The 19,098-nt window shown below is 56.0% G+C and carries 20 protein-coding genes; 3 read left to right on the top strand and 17 right to left on the bottom strand.

The genetic code is table 11. The features are described 5' to 3' along the window. Positions 1–67 precede the first annotated feature (67 nt). From tsaA to ACJAXR_RS08970, 11 genes are all read right to left on the bottom strand, one after another. Entirely contained in the window at positions 68–775 is a 708-nt protein-coding gene (gene tsaA, locus ACJAXR_RS09020) for a tRNA (N6-threonylcarbamoyladenosine(37)-N6)-methyltransferase TrmO (RefSeq protein ID WP_415057934.1), read from the bottom strand. A gap of 3 nt (positions 776–778) precedes the next feature. After that, the gene (locus tag ACJAXR_RS09015; protein ID WP_415057933.1) at positions 779–1,714 is read right to left on the bottom strand and encodes an alpha/beta fold hydrolase; all 936 of its coding nucleotides are present in this window, start codon (positions 1,712–1,714) and stop codon (positions 779–781) included. A gap of 106 nt (positions 1,715–1,820) precedes the next feature. Continuing rightward, positions 1,821–2,351, bottom strand: a complete 531-nt coding sequence (locus tag ACJAXR_RS09010; RefSeq protein WP_415057932.1) for a DUF3299 domain-containing protein — start codon at positions 2,349–2,351, stop codon at positions 1,821–1,823. 31 nt (positions 2,352–2,382) lie between these two features. After that, positions 2,383–2,694 (bottom strand): chaperone modulator CbpM, encoded by a 312-nt coding sequence (locus ACJAXR_RS09005; RefSeq protein WP_415057931.1) that lies wholly within the window; start codon positions 2,692–2,694, stop codon positions 2,383–2,385. Further along, positions 2,691–3,626, bottom strand: coding sequence for a curved DNA-binding protein (gene cbpA / locus ACJAXR_RS09000; RefSeq protein WP_415057930.1), 936 nt, complete (start codon positions 3,624–3,626; stop codon positions 2,691–2,693). Before cbpA ends, ACJAXR_RS09005 begins: the two co-directional genes overlap by 4 nt. Before the next feature lie 147 nt (positions 3,627–3,773). Continuing rightward, complete coding sequence (locus ACJAXR_RS08995; RefSeq protein ID WP_415057929.1) at positions 3,774–4,856, bottom strand: 5-(carboxyamino)imidazole ribonucleotide synthase; 1,083 nt, start codon at positions 4,854–4,856, stop codon at positions 3,774–3,776. Between the two features lie 11 nt (positions 4,857–4,867). Next, positions 4,868–5,359: a 5-(carboxyamino)imidazole ribonucleotide mutase gene (gene purE / locus ACJAXR_RS08990; RefSeq protein WP_415057928.1), complete on the bottom strand. Its 492-nt coding sequence runs from the start codon at positions 5,357–5,359 to the stop codon at positions 4,868–4,870. A 163-nt stretch (positions 5,360–5,522) separates the two neighbouring features. Continuing rightward, positions 5,523–5,825 carry a P-II family nitrogen regulator gene (locus ACJAXR_RS08985; RefSeq protein WP_415057927.1) on the bottom strand — a complete coding sequence of 101 codons (303 nt, stop codon included), beginning with the start codon at positions 5,823–5,825 and terminating at the stop codon, positions 5,523–5,525. A gap of 9 nt (positions 5,826–5,834) precedes the next feature. Then, positions 5,835–6,767 carry a sodium-dependent bicarbonate transport family permease gene (locus ACJAXR_RS08980; protein ID WP_415057926.1) on the bottom strand — a complete coding sequence of 311 codons (933 nt, stop codon included), beginning with the start codon at positions 6,765–6,767 and terminating at the stop codon, positions 5,835–5,837. 29 nt (positions 6,768–6,796) lie between these two features. Then, positions 6,797–8,608 (bottom strand): sodium-extruding oxaloacetate decarboxylase subunit alpha, encoded by a 1,812-nt coding sequence (oadA, locus tag ACJAXR_RS08975; RefSeq protein WP_415057925.1) that lies wholly within the window; start codon positions 8,606–8,608, stop codon positions 6,797–6,799. 75 nt (positions 8,609–8,683) lie between these two features. Further along, entirely contained in the window at positions 8,684–10,099 is a 1,416-nt protein-coding gene (locus ACJAXR_RS08970) for an acetyl-CoA carboxylase biotin carboxylase subunit (RefSeq protein ID WP_415057924.1), read from the bottom strand. 140 nt (positions 10,100–10,239) lie between these two features. Between ACJAXR_RS08970 and ACJAXR_RS08965 the strand changes: the two genes are divergently transcribed. Further along, positions 10,240–11,175 (top strand): LysR family transcriptional regulator, encoded by a 936-nt coding sequence (locus ACJAXR_RS08965; RefSeq protein WP_415057923.1) that lies wholly within the window; start codon positions 10,240–10,242, stop codon positions 11,173–11,175. Between the two features lie 22 nt (positions 11,176–11,197). Here the strand turns inward: ACJAXR_RS08965 and ACJAXR_RS08960 are convergent, their stop codons facing one another. Beyond that, a complete protein-coding gene (locus ACJAXR_RS08960) occupies positions 11,198–11,392 on the bottom strand; it encodes a PA3496 family putative envelope integrity protein (RefSeq protein ID WP_415057922.1) in 195 nt (64 codons plus the stop codon). A gap of 70 nt (positions 11,393–11,462) precedes the next feature. After that, positions 11,463–11,846 (bottom strand): hypothetical protein, encoded by a 384-nt coding sequence (locus tag ACJAXR_RS08955; protein ID WP_415057921.1) that lies wholly within the window; start codon positions 11,844–11,846, stop codon positions 11,463–11,465. Between the two features lie 407 nt (positions 11,847–12,253). On the opposite strand from ACJAXR_RS08955, the gene ACJAXR_RS08950 reads away from it, so the two are divergent. Beyond that, positions 12,254–12,967, top strand: coding sequence for a DUF1294 domain-containing protein (locus ACJAXR_RS08950; protein WP_415057920.1), 714 nt, complete (start codon positions 12,254–12,256; stop codon positions 12,965–12,967). A 3-nt stretch (positions 12,968–12,970) separates the two neighbouring features. On the opposite strand, the gene ACJAXR_RS08945 is transcribed toward ACJAXR_RS08950, so the two are convergent. From ACJAXR_RS08945 to hexR, 4 genes are all read right to left on the bottom strand, one after another. Further along, the gene (locus ACJAXR_RS08945; RefSeq protein ID WP_415057919.1) at positions 12,971–14,560 is read right to left on the bottom strand and encodes an ABC-F family ATPase; all 1,590 of its coding nucleotides are present in this window, start codon (positions 14,558–14,560) and stop codon (positions 12,971–12,973) included. A gap of 160 nt (positions 14,561–14,720) precedes the next feature. After that, positions 14,721–15,854: an ATP-binding protein gene (locus tag ACJAXR_RS08940; RefSeq protein ID WP_415057918.1), complete on the bottom strand. Its 1,134-nt coding sequence runs from the start codon at positions 15,852–15,854 to the stop codon at positions 14,721–14,723. 221 nt (positions 15,855–16,075) lie between these two features. Next, positions 16,076–16,423, bottom strand: coding sequence for a response regulator (locus ACJAXR_RS08935; protein ID WP_415057917.1), 348 nt, complete (start codon positions 16,421–16,423; stop codon positions 16,076–16,078). Positions 16,424–16,633: 210 nt separating this feature from the next. Beyond that, positions 16,634–17,509 (bottom strand): transcriptional regulator HexR, encoded by an 876-nt coding sequence (gene hexR / locus ACJAXR_RS08930; protein WP_415057916.1) that lies wholly within the window; start codon positions 17,507–17,509, stop codon positions 16,634–16,636. A 109-nt stretch (positions 17,510–17,618) separates the two neighbouring features. Between hexR and zwf the strand changes: the two genes are divergently transcribed. Beyond that, the gene (zwf, locus tag ACJAXR_RS08925) at positions 17,619–19,085 is read left to right on the top strand and encodes a glucose-6-phosphate dehydrogenase (protein WP_415057915.1); all 1,467 of its coding nucleotides are present in this window, start codon (positions 17,619–17,621) and stop codon (positions 19,083–19,085) included. Positions 19,086–19,098: the final 13 nt, after the last annotated feature.

The raw sequence follows: 19,098 nt of genomic DNA, 5'->3' as shown, positions 1-19,098 counted from the left end.
TATAGCTGTTGCTGAGCGCTCGGTCGCGGTTAGGGCTGATGTCGATTAAGCGCGAATGGTTTGCAACTCAGACTGAGACGCTCGGCTGTTGTTTGACTGACAACACCCGTATGCAGTTAGGCTGAGGATAATGCCAGCTAATATTCAGATCCCAGAAACGGACGCCGTAGTGGCGTTCCGCAGTCGGTCTCTGGTAGGCCGGCTTGGGATCTTGCGCGAGGCATTGTTCTATTAGCTCGACAACCGGCTGTTGCAAACGTTCGGCGTGCTCGCGCGCAGCCTGCCAAGCGATATTATCCCAGGTCACGGGTATCAGGTCGGGCACCGTTGCCGCCATACCGTTATGCGCCTGCGGCACACTGTCTGCGTAAGGTACATAGGGTTTGATATCGAGCACAGGTGTGCCGTCGAGCAAGTCGATACCTGAAATCAGCAAATGTCCCGGTTCGATACTGTCGAGTCGGACAACCGATTGGCCCAGTGGATTGGGCCGGTGGGTGGACCGGCTGGCAAATACACCGACACGCTGGTTGCCACCCAGGCGCGGGGGCCTGACTCGTAAATGATCTGGGCCGGATGGAGCAGCATGGAAGACAAATAGTAACCAAAGATGGCTGACTTCTTCTAGTCCCGCTAGAGCCTCTGGTTTATCGTAAGGGGGATACAATTCGAGAACGCCCCGGGCCGCTACTGCGAGGCTGGGTTGTCGCGGTATGGCAAACTTCTCATGAAAGCACGAGTGCACTATACCGATGGGGTCAAAGCTATAGCTCACGGATCAGCCCAGCGACAGCGGCGGGATCGAATCGGGGTTATCCGTTATTACGAAGTGACTACCACCCTCTATTTCGATCACTTGTAGACTTTCGGCCTGATGAGCACTGGATCGCATTGCATCGGCGCGCAATATCCGATCCTTACCGGGTATCAGTATCGCGCCGCGTTTCACATGCTGGTAGATATCACTGTCGTTATGATCCATCCAATGGGCCATGTCTTTGAGATTGACGAGCATGGTAGAGCAATGCCGGGGATTGAATGGCAAGCCCATGATCAGCTCACGCTTGCGTTGATTATCCAGCGGACCCCATAACGGGCGATTGCGCGAAGAAATAGGCTGTTGCTGCCACATGGGCAGGTAGAAAGGTACAAACCAGCGGGCTATCGGCGGCAGGGGAGCGTAGGGCTTACCTTGAGGCAGGACGGGCGCTTCCAGAATCACCTCGATATTCTCGAACAAGTCCGACGCCTGGCGCGCTGCTTCCAGAGTAACTGCACCACCGCGGGAGTGACCATGCACGCGGACATTGTCGGTGCTGACCAGGTGGCGCAAGGCCAGATTGAGTACCGCTGCATCATAGGCTATCGAACCTGGGGCTGACTTGGGGGTCTCGCTCCATGCGGGAACGGTAGCACGGAGATTGAGTGCCGGCACATGGTAGTCGGCGCTGGTGATAAGGATCAGCTCAATCGACGGGTCAGCATAATACTCGGTGAAGTACAGGAAGTTTTCCATGAAGCCGGGCATAACGATAACGCTGACTTTCGGCGGCTGCCGTGAAGTAGCGCGGGCCACGGTGGCTTGACCAACAGTAAATAGCTCGCCCTCGAAAGAAGCTCCCTGTTGTTGAGGTATTTCACGACGCAGCAACCAGCGGCGTAAATAGACAATGATCAGTACTGCCAGCCCCAAAAAACCAATCAGTGATTCCATCTGTACAGCTCCATCAGAACGTCCGACGACCCTAGAGTCAAAACGATATCATACCGGATTTAGCGTTATTGGAACCCACCCGAAAGGGCTATGAACGGCTGCAGTTTCACTCTCCGTCGTAGACCCACACCTTGTCAGCGCTGAATCGATAGCTGGCATCGGCGAGTGCGTTACTGGTCTGGTCAACCAGCAAGGTTCCGGTCATCCAGAATGGCTCGTAAATATCTTCGATGGCAATACCCTGCGGATACTCCACCAGAACGATCTGGTTTGGCGGCGGCGGCGGGACATGAATGCAGGCGCCGGCATACGGCACCAGAAAGAAGGTCGTGTAGAGCCCGCGTTCATTCATCTCAAGGGGAACCGGATATCCGGCAAGTCGCAGTTCCTGGCCATCGAGGTCGGCTACTACGCGGGTCGAGTACATGACTTCTGGCAGGCTGTCATCGCGCTGGCGCATTCCGGAGGCAAAATCCGCAGGTGCGTCTTCGCTGCCGGCATGGCCTATCTCTGGCATGTCGAGCATGGCCTGGTAGTCCTCTTCAGGCAGAAGATCCAACCAGTCAACGGTCCGGGGTGTGGCATTAGCCGGCATTGATAGCATGAAACTGCAACACAGAAGCGCAAACAGACGCATGGCAATACTCAAGATTAATGGAAGTAGTAAATCAGTTGTCGTGGATGAAACGATTCAGACGCTGTCTGAGATGAGCATTATCCGAGCGCAATTGCTCGACTTCGTCGAGCAGGCTTAGAATCAGCGGTATGTCCGTCCACTCCACGGTTAGATCACGATGCAAACGCGCAGCCTTGTGCACCAAGGTAACGCAGCCGCTGTCGAACTCCCACTCGTCCGGGGACTCACCCACCGTTGGAGTGACTATGCCCTCGACTATGAGGCTGAGTACCCGATCCTCACTGACGCTGACACACTGACATAGTTCTGCGAAGCTGACATGCACACGGGTTACGCTGTTCATGAGGCTTGGCTCCAGTCGGCGCGTGGATCAAATTTGACCGTATCGGCCAGTTGAGTCCACAGTTTTCGAGCTGCTTCGTCGGCATGCTCGGGCATGACTACTTTCAATATCGCAAACAGATCGCCTTGATGCTGTTTGCGCACGAGACCTCTGCCCTTGATTCGCAGACGCTGGCCAGACTGACTGTTCGGCCGAATAGTTAACTGAATCTTACCGTTCAGTGTAGGGACAGTCACCTTTGCGCCCAGTGCGGCCTCCCAGGGTGCAAGCGGTACTGTGATGATCAGGTTGTGGCCTTCCACATCAAACAGTGGATGCGGCACAAGGCGAATATGCAGGTACAGGTCGCCGTTTGCCGCGTTGCCTGTACCGGGTGCTCCCTGGCCTTTCACCCGGATGCGTTCGCCATCACTGACGCCCGCGGGAATTTTGACCTTGAGCGATTTCTTCAGCTCCTGCATACGTCCGTGTTCGTCACGGTACGGCAGCAAAAACTCGACAGGTTTGGTGGTGTCCTCTAGGGTTTCCTCGAGAAATACCGGCATTTCTATTTCCACATCGCGGCCCTTTTGGGCAAAGTGATTGTCGTCAAAGCCAGAATGACGTGCCCGCGCATTGCCGAACATGGACTCGAAAAAATCGGCAAAGTCCTGATTGTTTTCAGCTGAGCTGGAAGAATTTCCGTGTTGCTTGCCGGTGAAATGCTGGCGTTGCTGACGGGCCTGACGCAGTTGATCGTATTCGGCTCGCTTCGACTTGTCGTGGAGCACCTCATAGGCTTCAGCGACTTCCTTGAACTTGTCCTCGGCGCCCGGGAGACTGCTGACATCGGGGTGATATTGCCGCGCGAGTTTACGATAAGCCGTCTTGACGGTCTTGTCGTCGGCCTCCGGTTCTACGCCGAGCGTAGCGTAGTAGTCCTTGAATTCCATGTAGGTCGCCTGCTGTCATCGAGCACACTGATAATCCCAATGCCGAGCATAGAGCATGTTGCAGGATAAAGGGCGGATACTTCTTGGATCGTGGGCCAAGCAGACGGCCTCTGGAAGGGGGGCGCTTGTAGTCGCTCCCCTTCTGGATCAGGGTGTTATCAGCTGCTGAAGCTCTGCAATACGAGACGCCAGGGTCTTCGCATCTGGACAGCGCAGGGTGGCATGTCCGACTTTCCGACCGATCTTGAAGGCCTTGCCATAGTGGTGCAAATGGCAGTCGCTGATCGCCGTGACCTTTTCGATCGCGGGTACTTCGCCAATAAAATTGAGCATGGCGCTTTCACCCAACTTGGCCGTGGAGCCCAGGGGTAATCCCACGATCGCCCGTAGGTGATTTTCAAATTGGCTGCATTCGGCGCCTTCGATAGTCCAATGGCCGGAGTTGTGCACGCGCGGGGCGATTTCGTTAGCTTTCAAGCCACCATCAATTTCGAAATACTCAAAGGCCAGTACGCCGACATAATCCAACTGCTGGAGCACTCGGCCAGCATATTCTTCGGCCAGGGTCTGCATGGGGTGATCAGTACTTGCCACTGACAGGCGTAAAACGCCCTCTTCATGAGTGTTGTGCACCAGCGGATAGAATGCAGTGCCACCGTCACGACCGCGCACGGCGATCAGGGAGACCTCGCCGGAAAACGGTACGAACGCCTCGAGGATACAAGGCACGCTGCCCAGCTCGGCGAAAGCGCTCGTCACGTCATCGCGATGGCGCAAAACCTTCTGCCCCTTGCCGTCATAACCGAGCGTGCGGGTCTTTAATACGGCAGGTAGACCAATGCGTGTGACGGCAGCATCCAGATTGTTCTGAGACTGAATGTCAGCGAACTCAGGTGTGGGTATACCCAGGTTTTGAAACATTGATTTCTCGAACCAGCGGTCGCGAGCGATACGCAAGGATTCGGCGTTGGGAAAGACCGGTACGAATTGGGAGAGAAAGGCGACCGTCTCGGCAGGCACACTTTCAAACTCGAACGTCACCACGTCTGACTCATCGGCCAGTTGGCGCAGATGATCCCGGTCACTGTAGTCCGCCCGGATATGCTCTCCCAGTGCTTGCGCGCAGGCATCTGGCGCTGGATCCAGAAATGCGAACTGTTGACCGAGCGGGGTACCCGCCAATGCCAGCATGCGACCCAGTTGGCCGCCACCGATTACGCCAATTTTCATAATAGTATTCCTCAGCCCTGGCGTGGATCGGGGTTATCCAGCACATTGTCGGTCTGCTGGGCACGGAAATCCTGGAGTGCCTGGTGAAATTGCGGGTGCTTGGCGCCAATGATACTCGCCGACAACAGGGCGGCATTGATGGCTCCGGCCTTGCCGATGGCCAGTGTCGCCACTGGAACGCCAGCAGGCATCTGCACAATGGATAACAGCGAGTCCATACCCGACAGCATTGAGGATTGGACAGGCACACCCAGTACCGGCAAATGTGTTTTTGCCGCGCACATGCCCGGCAGGTGTGCGGCACCTCCGGCTCCAGCGATGATTACTTCTATCCCCCTGCTGGCCGCCTCTTCAGCGTACTTGAACAATAGATCCGGTGTTCTGTGAGCAGACACTACCTTGACCTCATAGGGAATACCCAGTTGTTCGAGCATATCGGCCGTATGGCTCAAGGTGGACCAGTCTGACTTGGAGCCCATGATCACGCCAACCAATGCGGTCATCTATCGGTGCCTCGCTTGCTGTTGTGCCGCCGGTCGACGGCAAAAACCAACAAGCCACGACAGAGTAACTGGCGTGGCTTGGCGGAGCAGATCGGGTTCCCGGCTGTCGGGTGCGGCCTGCTATTTATATGAAGCCGAATAGTATAACCCGAATCTATAAATATCAGAACTTCTGCGGTCGCAGTACCTCTACGTCCGATAGGTAGCAAATCATTGCGTAGTTATTGTAATAGCGTTCCTGCAGATGGGCGACTATCTGTTCGGCACGTTCGCGGCCACAGACAACCTCCAGACGAATGTTGCCATCGTTGTCCCAGCCAGCGCTGCGCACGCCACGGGCGCCGCTGCCGCGTGCATCCGATAGCGTCCAGCCAGGGGCGCCAAGACGCTCCAAGTCCTTCAGAATCCGGGCTTCGAGGGCTGCTTCGCAGATCAGTGTGAGCAGGGTACGGGTTGACATGCTCATGGGTGCTCCTCAGTTGGCCAGCCATTCGGCCAACGATAGATAAAGGGGAATACCGATCAGTATATTGAACGGAAAGCTGATGCCCAGTGATGCAGTGAGCGAGAGCGCAGGATTCGCTTCGGGTAATGCCAGACGCATTGCTGCGGGTACAGCGATGTAGGAGCCGCTGGCCGCGAGCGTTGCAAGGACGGTAACGCCACCAACCGTCAACCCAAGTGCGGTGCCCAGCAGCGCGCCAGTGACTGCGCCAATGAGCGGAAACACTAGCGCGAAAATCACCAATCGTGGACCGGTAGTACGCAGGCTGCCCAGGTGACGTGATGCGATCAACCCCATTTCCAATAAAAAGAACGCGAGTACCGGTTTGAACATGCTGGTATACAGCGGAGACAGGGGTGCTATGGCTTCTTTGCCAGCCAGCACCCCAATAATCAGGCCACCCAGTAGCAGCATGATACTTTTGCCCAGAAAGACCTCATGGCTTAGCGCTTTCCAATCCGTGTCGCGGCGTATGCCTTTTGCCAGCAGAATACCGACAATGATAGCGGGCACCTCAAGTACCGCTACGAACAGCGGCATGTAGCTCTCGAACACAATGTCGCGGGCCAGCAGATAGGCTATGACAACAGCGAAGGTACCGGCACTGACGGAGCCATAGTGGGCTGCAATGCTCGCTGCGTCCACTCGAGGAAAGCGCAGTGCGCGTAACAGCGGGAAGGCCAGCAGCGGTAGAGCAATACCCAGGGCCAGTACGGCGAGCGTTTGACCCAGGAGCGCTGGGCTGGCCTGGGCTGCCAACTCAACGCCGCCATGCAAACCAATCGCCAACAGCAGGAGAATGGAAAGCGTGTCGTAGAGCCCCGGAGGGAGCTTCAGCTCGCTTTTGACCAGACCGGCGATCAGGCCGAAGATAAAAAACAGGACTATCGGATCAAAACCCATGCTGCCTCCAGGTAAGCGGCTTCTATGCCCTATTCGATTTCAATCAGAATCTCGCCAGGATTGACCCGGTCGCCCTTGGCCACATTCACTGCCTTGACTGTTCCGCCGATACTCGCCTGAATCTCGCTCTCCATTTTCATCGCCTCGCTGACTAACACGGCCTGACCTGCCTTGACTGTATCACCGACCTTGACCAGCACATCGACCACGTTACCCGGCATGTTGGTTGTCACGTGACCGGGCTGGTTTGCCTGTTTGCGCTGGGTGCCACCGCCAGTTCCGCTAAAGGTATTCAATGGCTCGAACACCGCTTCTTCGGGCATGCCGTCGAGACTCAGATAAAAATGCCGCTTGCCATCGCCCTTGACGCTGACGCCGGTGATATCCACCCGATAGGTTTCGCCGTGCACGTCGATGATGAATTCGGTAGGTGCTCCGTCCTCGACCATCGGCTTGCCTGATACCCCAGGAGCAGGTAATAACGCTTCGGGCTTAAGAGTGCCGGCAGCGCGCTCTTCCAGGAACTTTCGGCCAATGTCTGGGAACATAGCGTAGGTCAGCACATCTTCTTCGCTTTGCGCTAAAGTGCCTACTTCCCCGCGTAATTTATCCATCTCCGGCTTGATCAAATCTGCCGGGCGCACGTCAATCACCTCTTCGTTGCCGATCGCTCGGCGCTGTAGATCAGTGTTCACCTTACCAGGAGCCTGACCATAACGGCCTTGCAGGTACAGTTTCACTTCGTTGGTGATGGTCTTGTAGCGCTCGCCGGCTAGTACGTTGAATACTGCCTGGGTGCCTACTATTTGCGATGTCGGGGTGACCAGCGGCGGAAAACCGAGATCGGCGCGTACCCGTGGGATTTCTTCGAAAACTTCCTGAATCCGGTTCAACGCGTTCTGTTCCTTGAGTTGGTTGGCCAGATTGGACATCATGCCGCCCGGCACCTGGCTGACCTGCACACGGGTATCCACACCGGTGAACTCGCTTTCGTACTGATGGTACTTCTTGCGCACGGCATGGAAGTACATACCGATTTCCTGCAGCAGCTCCAGATCCAGGCCGGTGTCATATGGCGTACCTTTGAGAGCAGCAACCATGGACTCTGTGCCCGGGTGGCTGGTACCCCAGGCCATACTGGAGATAGCTGTGTCGATATGATCGGCGCCATTGTCGATGGCCTTGAGCTGACACATGGCGGCCATGCCAGCGGTGTCGTGGGAGTGGATGAACACCGGAAGTGACTGCTCGGATTTCAGTGCCTTGACCAGTTCGCCTGTGGCAAAGGGCGTCAGCAGTCCAGCCATGTCCTTGACCGCAAGCGAATCACAGCCGAGCGCTTCCATGGCTTTTGCTTGCTTCACAAAGGCTTCGACTGTATGCACCGGACTGGTGGTGTAGGCGATGGTGCCCTGTGCATGTTTGCCTGCGTCCTTGACCGCCTTGATCGAGGTTTCCAGATTGCGCACATCATTCATCGCATCGAATATGCGGAATACATCGATGCCGTTATTCGCTGCTTTAGCAACAAAAGCGCGCACGACATCGTCGCTGTAGTGCCGATAACCGAGCAGGTTCTGACCCCGAAGCAGCATTTGCAGGCGCGTATTGGGCAGTGCTTCACGTAGCTGGCGCAGGCGCTCCCAGGGATCTTCCTTGAGAAAGCGAATACAGGCATCAAAGGTCGCGCCACCCCAGACTTCAAGGGACCAGTAACCCACCTGATCAAGCTTGCCACAGATTGGCAGCATGTCTTCGGTGCGCATGCGAGTGGCCAGCAGCGACTGGTGGGCATCGCGCAGAATAGTATCGGTAACGGTAATTTTGCGTGTAGTGCTCATCTTGATTCCTCGTTAGCGGCTAGCTGTGAGCGGGTTGGGCGACGCAGCTCGAAGCTTGGAATGTGCAGTGATTATTTATAGTCCAGCGTGCGCGGCAATGGCCGTGGCAATCGCCAGTGCCAGTTCTTCGGGTTTACGCTTGACCGAATAGCGGGTAAGTTCTGGGTGGCTCTCGACGAAGCTGGTATCGAACACGCCGCTACGGAATTCTTCATTGCGCAGAATCTCCTGGTAATACGCACTAGTGGTTTTCACACCCTGCAGGCGCATGTCGTCCAAGGCGCGCAAGCCGCGGTCCAGCGCCTCCTCCCAAGTCAATGCCCAGACAATCAACTTTAAACACATCGAGTCGTAGTAGGGCGGAATGCTGTAGCCGGTATAAATAGCTGTATCCACTCGCACACCGGGACCTCCAGGCGCGTAGTAACGGGTGATCTTGCCAAAGGAGGGTAGAAAGTCATTCTTAGGGTCCTCGGCGTTGATCCGAAACTGAATTGCAAAGCCGCGGTGCTGGACGTCCTCCTGCTTGACCGACAAGGGCAGGCCGGAGGCAATGCGAATCTGCTCGCGGACAATATCGATACCAGTGATCTGTTCGGTGATGGTATGTTCCACCTGCACCCGGGTGTTCATCTCCATGAAGTACACCTCGCCCTCGGCGAGCAGGAACTCCACGGTACCTGCGTTCTCGTAGCCGACTGCCTGGGCTGCACGTACTGCCAGATCACCGATATAAGCCCGTTGCTCGGGTGTCAGCTGTGGGCTGGGGGCAATCTCGATCAGTTTCTGATTCCGCCGCTGTATGGAGCAATCACGTTCGAACAGGTGCACGGTGTTGCCGTGGCTGTCAGCAAGAATCTGGGCTTCGATGTGCCGGGGATTGACGATGCATTTTTCCAGAAATACGTCGGCTGAACCAAATGCCTTGGTGGCTTCAGAAATGACACGCGGCCAGGCTTGCTCAAGCTCGCTGCGATCGTTGCAGCGGCGGATGCCGCGTCCGCCGCCTCCGGACGTCGCCTTGAGCATGATCGGATAACCTACCCGCTCGGCTTGGGTCAAAGCCTCTGCGAGATCAGCCAGGTTGCCTTCGGTACCCGGTGTGACCGGAATACCAGCTTTGATCATGCTGCGCCGGGCTTCGGTTTTGTCACCCATACCGCGGATAACCGCTGCGGATGGGCCAATGAATTTGATACCTCGTTGGCTACAAATATCCGCCAGTTCGGCGTTTTCAGAGAGAAATCCATAGCCGGGATGCAAGGCATCGCATCCAGTCTCAACGGCCAGGTTGACCAGCTGGCGGGCATTGAGATAGCCCGCGAGCGGGTCGTCGCCCAGGCTGTAGGCTTCGTCGGCACGCTTGACATGCAGGGCGTAGCGATCGGCTTCGGAATAGATGGCGACTGAGCGGATGCCCATTTCGGCGCAGGCGCGCACGATACGAACAGCAATCTCGCCACGGTTGGCTATGAGAATTTTCTTGATCACGTCCTGCGTCCTCCTGGTGATGACCGGATGAAGTTAAATTACGCCAGAGCGAGCAACAAGAGAAATGAATAAATATTGGATTATCTATTAGTAATTACTTATATATAATTCTGATAACGCTATAAAGAGGATACACCCGCATGCGCAGATCGCTTTTGCGAATGACTTTGCGGCAACTTCAGGTGTTCCAGGCGGTTTGCCGCAACCAGTCCTTCAGCCGCGCCGCAGAAGAAATGGCCCTGACCCAGTCCGCGGTCAGCCAGCAGGTTCGCCAGCTCGAGGAGCAAGTAAACCAGCCCTTATTCGAGTACGTTGGGCGCAAGCTCTATCTGACAGAAGCTGCAACCAGTTTGCTTGCAGCCAGCGATGATATTTTCACCCGGCTGGAGAGTCTCGACATGAGTCTTTCCACTTTGCAGGGTAGTCTCCAGGGCGAACTGCGGCTGGCCGTAGTCAGTAGTATTCAGTACCTGACGCCGCATCTGCTTGCGGCATTCCGCGGTCGTTACCCGGGGGTGATCTTTCGTCTTGAGGTGACCAGCCGAGCGCAGGTTATCCAGCGTCTGCGCGACAATCAGGATGATGTCGTACTCATGGGTCTGGTGCCGGAGGATAGGGCACTGGAATTTTTCCCTTTTCTGAATAATCCCATCATTGCGGTTGCGAACCCTAGTCATCCTCTAGCGGGAAAGCCCAGGTTGGCGTTGGCGGAAATGGAGCAGGTAATGGTGCTGCAACGTGAGCCTGGTTCTGGAACCCGAAAGGCCGGCGATGATTTTCTGCAGGAGAAGCGCGTACATTTGCAGCAGCAGATGCAGATCGGCTCAGGCGAGAGCCTGATTCAGGGAGCGATCGCCGGACTTGGCATGGCGCTGGTTTCCGAGCACGGGGCTGCGCCGTTTCTTCGCAGCGGTGAGTTGGTATGTCTGAGCTTTACCGAGTTGCCGCTTTACCGCAGTTGGTGTGCTGTCCACGCCAGAGGCAAGCGGTTAAGCCCGGTGGCCCAGGCCTTTCTCGACTTTCTACGTACCGAGCGAGCATTAATACGCACGCTGGCCGAACGTTTCACCGGCTGATTTAGCCCTCGGTCTGGGCGGTTCAGCGTAACCAGAGCCCTGTGTGGCGGGACTCCGTCAGCTCAGGAAAATCACACACCAGTGCATGCAGCGCCTGGCTTTCGCGATATTGCTCGATAGCGCGGCGGTAGCCCATGCGCTTGCGGTCTTCCTGCTGGCGGCGCTGTCTGCGCATGTTGCCGGTGCTCTCGTCTGACATTTCCTGGCTGTAACTCATCGCAATATCCTCCGATTCCAAAATTGACGTTAAGGATATTCATCTTCGCCGACCAGGCATGACAGGCGTATTACGGTAACGAGGGTTGCAGCTGGCGGGCGGGGTAGTGCTGGAGGGAGAGACGCGAGTCCCAGTTGCCGTGGCTCTGCCTCAGACAGTCCTCCTCGGTATCGAAGTGCATCTTCACATCGATGCCGTCGATCTGCATCCGGGCCTCGCGCATGGCAGTCGCACTCAATTGATACAACAGTCTGGCGCAGCCATCTTCCAACGCCAGCGCAAGGCTGCGCCTGCAATCAAATATCCATACCACATGAATCCCGGAGGGTTCGATTTGAGCTTCTGTCATGGGCACTACAGCACGGAGCCCGCTGATTTCTGGCGTGGCGATACTCAACGCATGAGCTAGGGCGGCAACTAGGTATTGTTCGATTAATTGTTGCTCTGGATTCACGATGACGCCTCCCAATCGAGTGGACTTACCAGGCATTGTTTCATGTCTCGCGAACATGGGGCTCACAGGGTTCATAACGCTGGCTGATCAAGAGGTTTTTGAAGAATGCCTGCCAGGATTCGTTCATATACTTTTCGCCAGGTTGTGTAAGGAGCTCTTCCATGGTTATTGGAGGGGGTGTTCATGATGGTCGGCCTGTGTTGTTTCCTAGCCTATTTTGGAGGGAGTTTTAAGGGTAAAAGTTCCGTGATGCCGATGTCGTGAAAGGTTGGTCACTACGATTTAATGTTTCGCTATGTGCCTCTACCGACCGTGTTGGTTGGCTAGTAGGTCCGCAGCTAGTTTGCGGATAACCGATACTGGAGCACAATATTGATTCGGGATGCAAAGCAGATAAGGATAAGTTGATGGAGCAACGGGGCAGGTTACTGAACTGGGATGACGGCAAGGGTTTTGGATTTATACAGCCGAAGGGTGGCGGACCCAAACTCTTTGTGCATATCTCGGTTATGAGGGGTGATGCCCGTCCAAGTGAGGGCGACAGCGTTCTGTATCTCGCAGGCAAGGATGAAAAGGGCAGATTACGGGCGACCCATATGCGCAGGGAAGGGCTCAGCATTGATCAGCCGTCGATCCGAATCAATCCTCGTACGATTGGCTCGGGCAATCGACAACAATCGCTTCGCTTTGCACCACGCAGTACCCGATCCAAACGCCTTAAGGCCAATATCGGCATACAGCATCCGGTGCCCAAGTTGGTGATCTGGTGTCTGCTTTGCATTCTGCCGTTGCTCGGCTCACTGGCGCTATACAGCCAATTGGGCTGGATAGGGCCTCTGGCGGCGTATTGCAGTGTCAGTTTGGTCAGCTTTTTCATGTACCGATCCGACAAGCGTCGAGCACAGCAGTCCTTGCAACGTACCCCGGAAAACCTGCTGCATTTGGCGGAACTGCTAGGGGGGTGGCCGGGTGCGTTAATCGCCCAGCAGATATTCCGACACAAGACCCGCAAGGCCTCTTATCAAACAGTTTTTTGGTTGGTAGTCGCAGCACATCAGCTTTTCTGGGCTGACAGGCTGCTATTCGAGGGGCTATATCTGACGCGACTGATCGGTGGCTGAAGCTCAGACCGCCACACCCAGTTCGCGCAGATAATCGTCGTAAGTACCGTTGAAATCGGTCATGCCATTTTCATTCAGTTCTATGATGCGCGTTGCCAGGCTGGAGACAAACTCGCGGTCGTGGCTGACGAAGACCAGCGTGCCAGGATAGTTCTCCAAAGCCAGGTTCAGGGCCTCGATGGATTCCATATCCAGGTGGTTGGTAGGCTCATCCATGATCATGACGTTCGCTTTCTGCAGGATCAATTTACCGAACAGCATGCGACCTTGCTCGCCACCGGAGATCACTTTCACCGATTTGAGAATGTCATCATTGGAAAACAGCATGCGGCCCAGCGTACCGCGCACCAGTTGTTCGCCACCGGTCGTCCACTGTGTCATCCAGTCGAACAGGGTCCAGTCGTTTTTGAAGTCGTCAGCGTGCTCCTGGGCGAAATAGCCCAGATCGGCACTTTCGGCCCACTTGACGGTGCCGGACATGGGTGTCAGCTCGTTGACCAAGGTACGCAGCAAGGTAGTTTTGCCGATACCGTTAGGCCCAATGATCGCCACCCGCTCGCCTGCTTCTATTTGCAGACTGAGATTTTTGAACAAGGTTTGGCCGTCGAAACCCTGGCTGACCTTGTCAAGGATGACAGCTTGACGGTGCAACTTCTTGTTCTGATCAAAGCGAATGAACGGACTGATCCGGCTTGAGGGTTTGACCTCGTCCAGCTGGATCTTGTCGATCTGCTTGGCTCGACTGGTAGCCTGCTTGGCCTTGGATGCGTTGGCCGAAAAGCGGCTAACGAAGGTCTGTAGTTCGGCAATTTGCGCTTTCTTCTTGGCATTGTCCGAGAGCAGGCGGTCACGGGCCTGTGTCGCCGCGGTCATGTACTCGTCATAATTACCGGGGAACAGGCGCAGTTCGCGAAAATCCAGGTCGGCCATGTGAGTGCAGACGCTGTTGAGAAAGTGCCGATCGTGAGAAATGATGATCATGGTGCTGTTACGCGTGGTCAGAATCGTTTCCAGCCAGCGGATGGTGTTGATATCCAGGTGGTTGGTCGGTTCGTCCAGCAGCAGCACTTCAGGATTGGAAAACAGCGCCTGAGCTAATAAAACCCGGAGTTTCCAGCCCGGTGCTATCTCGCTCATCGGGCCACTGTGCTGGTTCAGGGGAATGCCCAGGCCCAGCAGCAACTCGCCGGCGCGTGCCTCTGCGGTGTAGCCATCCATTTCGGCGAACTCTGTTTCCAGCTCTGCGACCTTCATGCCGTCTTCTTCGCTCATCTCCGCCAGGGAGTAGATCCGGTCGCGCTCGGCGTGAACGGTCCACAATTCTTCATGGCCCATGATCACCGTGTCCAGCACGCTGTAATGCTCATAGGCGAACTGGTCCTGGCGCAGCTTGCCCAGACGGACGTTGGGCTCCAGCATGACCTGGCCGCCCGAGGGCTCAAGATCGCCGCCGAGAATCTTCATGAAGGTGGTCTTGCCGGAACCATTGGCGCCGATCAGTCCATAACGGTTGCCTCCGCCAAATTTGGCTGACACGTTCTCGAAAAGAGGCTTGGCCCCAAACTGCATGGTGATATTGGCGGTAGAGATCAAAAGAATGTCCTGCGGGAAAAGAATGGAGTCGCTGCCGAACGGCATACAAGGCCGGGAAAGCGGGTCGCGTATTGTACTGGCTAAGCTGCGTCATTGACAGGGGCGTCCGACAGGCGTAACGGGTGCCCATCGCTTGCGAGATCTAAGTGTCGGGCGGCTGTCAGGGAGCTATGAGAGGCAGCGATAGACAGAAGGTGATCGAACCCTCGGCCTGTTCGGCGCTGACTGAGCCGTTATGCGCTTGCACAATAGCGCCACATATATACAGCCCCATGCCCAGGCTACTCTGGTCAAGCAGCCGACCGTCCCCAGCGCTCGGTCGGAACAGCCCGGCCATCTGCTCTGCGGTCACCGGCTCAACCTCGCTGGTAATGGTCAGATGGCTGTTCTCGTCATTGGTGTGCAGATGGAGCGTGGTCGCGGTGCCGGGTTTGCTCTGTTGGCTGGCATTGCCAAGTAGGTGCGCGATGACCTCGGCATAGCGCTGGGCATCCACCAGGGCCTTAATGGAAGGCTCGATGTCGGTCTTGAGGATCAGCTCCGGATATAGGGTTTGTTCATCCTTCAGAACCGAGTTGACCAGCGCGGACAGGTCGGTTGGCACCGGATTGACACTGATCCGTTTGCCCGACTGCAGCTCATTGAGGTCGCGCACCTGACCGATCAGCCGTTCCAGCCGCTTTCCGGCGGCGATGATATGCCTGCTCAGGTCGGTATCACGCTGACTTTGCGGCTTTAGTAGCGCGGCTGACATGGTAATGGACTGCAACGGATTGCATAGGTCGTGCGCCAGCGTGGAGATCAGTTTTTGTTGCACCCGGCTGGCCATGGTTGCGCGCTGCAGACAGGCTGCAAGCAGGTCGGCACGCAGCGTTGCTGCAATGCCGATGTCTGATTCAATCCAGTGTTGTTGGTCCTTGCGAAACCAGAGTAACCATCCGTCCTCGGGCGGGCAGAATCGGATTGCCAGAACACCGGCACCGCTGGATATTTTCGTTTGCACGTGATTGCTGTGGAACACGCCTGAGTCATCCGCCTTATGCAGTGTGTTCAGTATCTCTAGCGCCAGAGACTCGCAGTCGCCGCGCAGGGATACCACTGCCTGATTGACGATGACCGCAGAGGCGTCGCACGTAACCAGCCCAGCCAGGTCGAGCTGCGAATTGCTCAGAGCGTCGAGGAGGTTATCGGCTTCGTTCACCGCGAGCACAAGCTCTGATCGGCTGTGCATTGCATTATCTGGATGCGCGGAGTTATCGACGCTACTGGCTTCTGTGCTGGTCGAAGACGTCATGGCAAGACCTGAAAATGGGGGCTTAGTGGGCATAAAGATGCATATTGCGTGCGTGCAACGTGTCGCCGATTGGGCGTCGCAATACACCCTCATGTGAACTCTAAAACAGAGTAGCCGCTAGGCCGGGATCTACCCCTTTGCTCTTGGGGGATTGTTCCCAGTTGTTGCCTAAAAAGGAAGCATTTTTTGACACATCTGGTGGCGACGCGTTAGACGTTCACTTATCTGCGAGTCAGTTGTAACAGGGTGTCGACAAGTGATTGAGTATCGTAGGGCTTGCTGAGTACAGGTTGACTCTTCCACATTGCCGGTAATCCTGCGGGTCCATATCCAGTCGTAAAAGCGAAGGGCACTGCGCGCTCGAGCAGTATGTGCGCGACTGGAAACACTTCGTCACTGCCCAGGTTCACATCCAGCAGTGCAGCGTCTACCTCGAGCGATGCAGCAAATGCCTTGGCCTGCTCTAGGCTCGAAGCAATTGCCGCTATTTCATAGCCCTGATCAATCAGCATTTCCTCCAGGAGCATTGATATAACGGGTTCGTCTTCTACGATCAAAATTCGGATCATTTACGTACCATAATATTGTATATGGAGATGCCGCTTGCGCTGACATCTCTGGATGATCGTTGTCGCTTATGAATGGGATCGTTTTAAACCGCAGGCGTTCAACAAAAAGTCATGTCCGGCCCTGTTACTTCGGATCATGGAGGAAGGGAAACAGCCAGACTAAGGTTGGCGCGCGGCGTCATCTGAAGGGTCGGAGTCTACGAACGGAGGCTACTCTGAACTATCCACAGACCGCTGCCCGGCTTTATGTGTCAGGCGCAGAGCCCGCAGGCTGCGCTTCACGCTTTTCAAGTGATTGACCAGCGCCGGCCCTCGGCGCATGGCCATACCCATGGCCAGCACATCGATGACGACCAAGTGCGCGATACGCGACGACAAGGGTGTGTAGATATCAGTATCTTCGATCACATCAATGGCGATGTGAATCTGTGCAAGTTCGGCCAGCGGTGTGTGACTGGGGCAGAGGCTGATAAGCGTGGCACCGGTTTCTCTGACCAGTGCCGCCGAGTGAAGCAGATCTTTGGTCCGTCCCGTCTGGGAAATGGTCACGGCGACATCCTTTGGACCCAGGGTAACCGCCGACATGGCTTGCATGTGCGGGTCCGAATAGGCTGCGGTGGATACCTGAAGTCGGAAGAACTTGTGCTGAGCATCGCTGGCCACTGCGCCGGACGCCCCGAATCCGTAGAACTCGACTCGCCTAGCGTTGCTTAACGCATCAATCGCCTGCTCTAGCGTGAGCGGATCGAGCTGTTCACGCACGTCCATCAGTGTCGCTAGAGTGGTGTCGAAGATCTTGTGCGAGAGCTGCGCCACGTTATCGTCTTCGCTGATGGAAAACTGCCCGAAGCTCGCCCCGGCGGCCAGACTTTGCGCCAGGCGCAGTTTCAAATCCTGAAAACCGGTACAACCAATGGCCCGGCAAAATCGCACGATAGTTGGCTCGCTGATGCCCACTTCCCGTGCCAGGTCGGCCATCGATGAGTGCATTACGTCGGCCGCGTGACTGAGCACATGGTCGGCGACCTTGAGTTCGGATTTTCGCAGCTGCTGGCGACTGGCGGCGATATGCTGGAGCAGGTTCACGTGGACTTCATGGGTTCTGGCTTCGTGGTAGGCTGACGTCGGTCAAGTCTTATCCTTGTAGTTATACTACAAAAGCAGTCCCCCTGCTTTACTCGGGAGAACACCTGTGGTGACGCAACTCAGCGAACCTTGCGACATAGTGGTTTTTGGCGGAACCGGGGATCTGGCTCTGCGTAAACTTTTGCCGGCCTTGTATTATTTGCACCGCGACAAACATTTGCATCCCGATAGTCGGGTGCTTGCTCTGGCTCGTGCGCAACACGATGAGACCAGTTATCGGCAGTTGGTACGGCGTCACCTGGGGCAGCATGTGGCGTCCGGGGATTTTGATCCGGCTATCTGGAGCACTTTTGCTGACCGTCTGGATTACATGACCCTAGATGCGAGTCAGCGAGTGGAGTTTCCGCGCCTGGCCAGGTCGCTTGCCGCCCGACCAGACCGGGTCAGGGTATTTTATCTGGCTACCTTGCCCGAGCTTTTTGCGGCTACCGCGCAGCATCTTGCATCCGTTGGTTTGGCTGACAAGCACGCCCGAATCGTGCTGGAAAAACCCCTGGGTCAAAGCTTGGACACGGCCAATCAGATCAATGATGGTATCGGCGCCGTGTTCGACGAGTCCCGGGTTTTCCGTATTGATCATTACTTGGGCAAGGAAACGGTACAGAATCTGCTGGCATTGCGGTTTGGCAACTCGCTGTTCGAACCCTTGTGGCGTAATGCCCACATAGACCACGTGCAGATCAGTGTGCTGGAAACTGTGGGTGTGGAAAATCGCGGTGGCTATTACGACAATGCCGGTGCGATGCGCGATATGGTGCAGAACCATCTGCTGCAGTTGCTCTGTTTGGTGGCCATGGAAGCACCGGTGCATTTCGAGCCCGAGGCGGTGCGCAACGAGAAGTTGAAAATACTCGAAGCGCTGCGTCCGATTACCGGCCTTGATGTGCAGGATCGGACTGTGCGCGGCCAATACTCCCGCGGTATTCGCGCCGGCGAGAAGTTACCCGCCTATTATTTTGAAAAAAGCGTGGACCACGACAGCAACACCGAGACCTTTGTGGCGCTCAAGGCAGAGGTTGATAACTGGCGCTGGTCCGGTGTGCCATTTTACCTGCGCACGGGCAAAAGTCTGGCGCAGCGCAAGTCCGAGATTGTTATCCAGTTCAAACCAGTGCCGTATCGTTTGTTTGGTCAGGGCAGCGAGAAGCCGGCGCACAACCGTCTGGTCATACGGCTACAGCCGGATGAAAGCATCCGATTGTCCTTGATGGCGAAAAGTCCGGGTCGCGGGATGAGCCTGCAGGATGTGGACCTAGACCTGAACTTCGCCGAAGCGTTCAAGAGCCGCCGCTGGGATGCCTATGAGCGGCTGTTGCTGGATGTAATCAGCGGTGATGCAACTTTGTTCATGCGGCGCGATGAGATAGAAGCTGCCTGGCGCTGGGTTGATCCGATTATTCAAGGCTGGGAAGACTGCTATCGCTCACCCAAGCGCTACGCAGCCGGCAGTTGGGGGCCGGTAGCGGCCGACAGCCTGCTGGATCGGTTGGGCCATCGCTGGCTTGACCAGCGCTGAGGGGAGTACTGAT

The sequence above is a fragment of the Halopseudomonas sp. genome, assembly GCF_047631575.1.
GTDB lineage: Bacteria > Pseudomonadota > Gammaproteobacteria > Pseudomonadales > Pseudomonadaceae > Halopseudomonas.
This window is presented reverse-complemented; position numbering and strand designations above follow the sequence as displayed.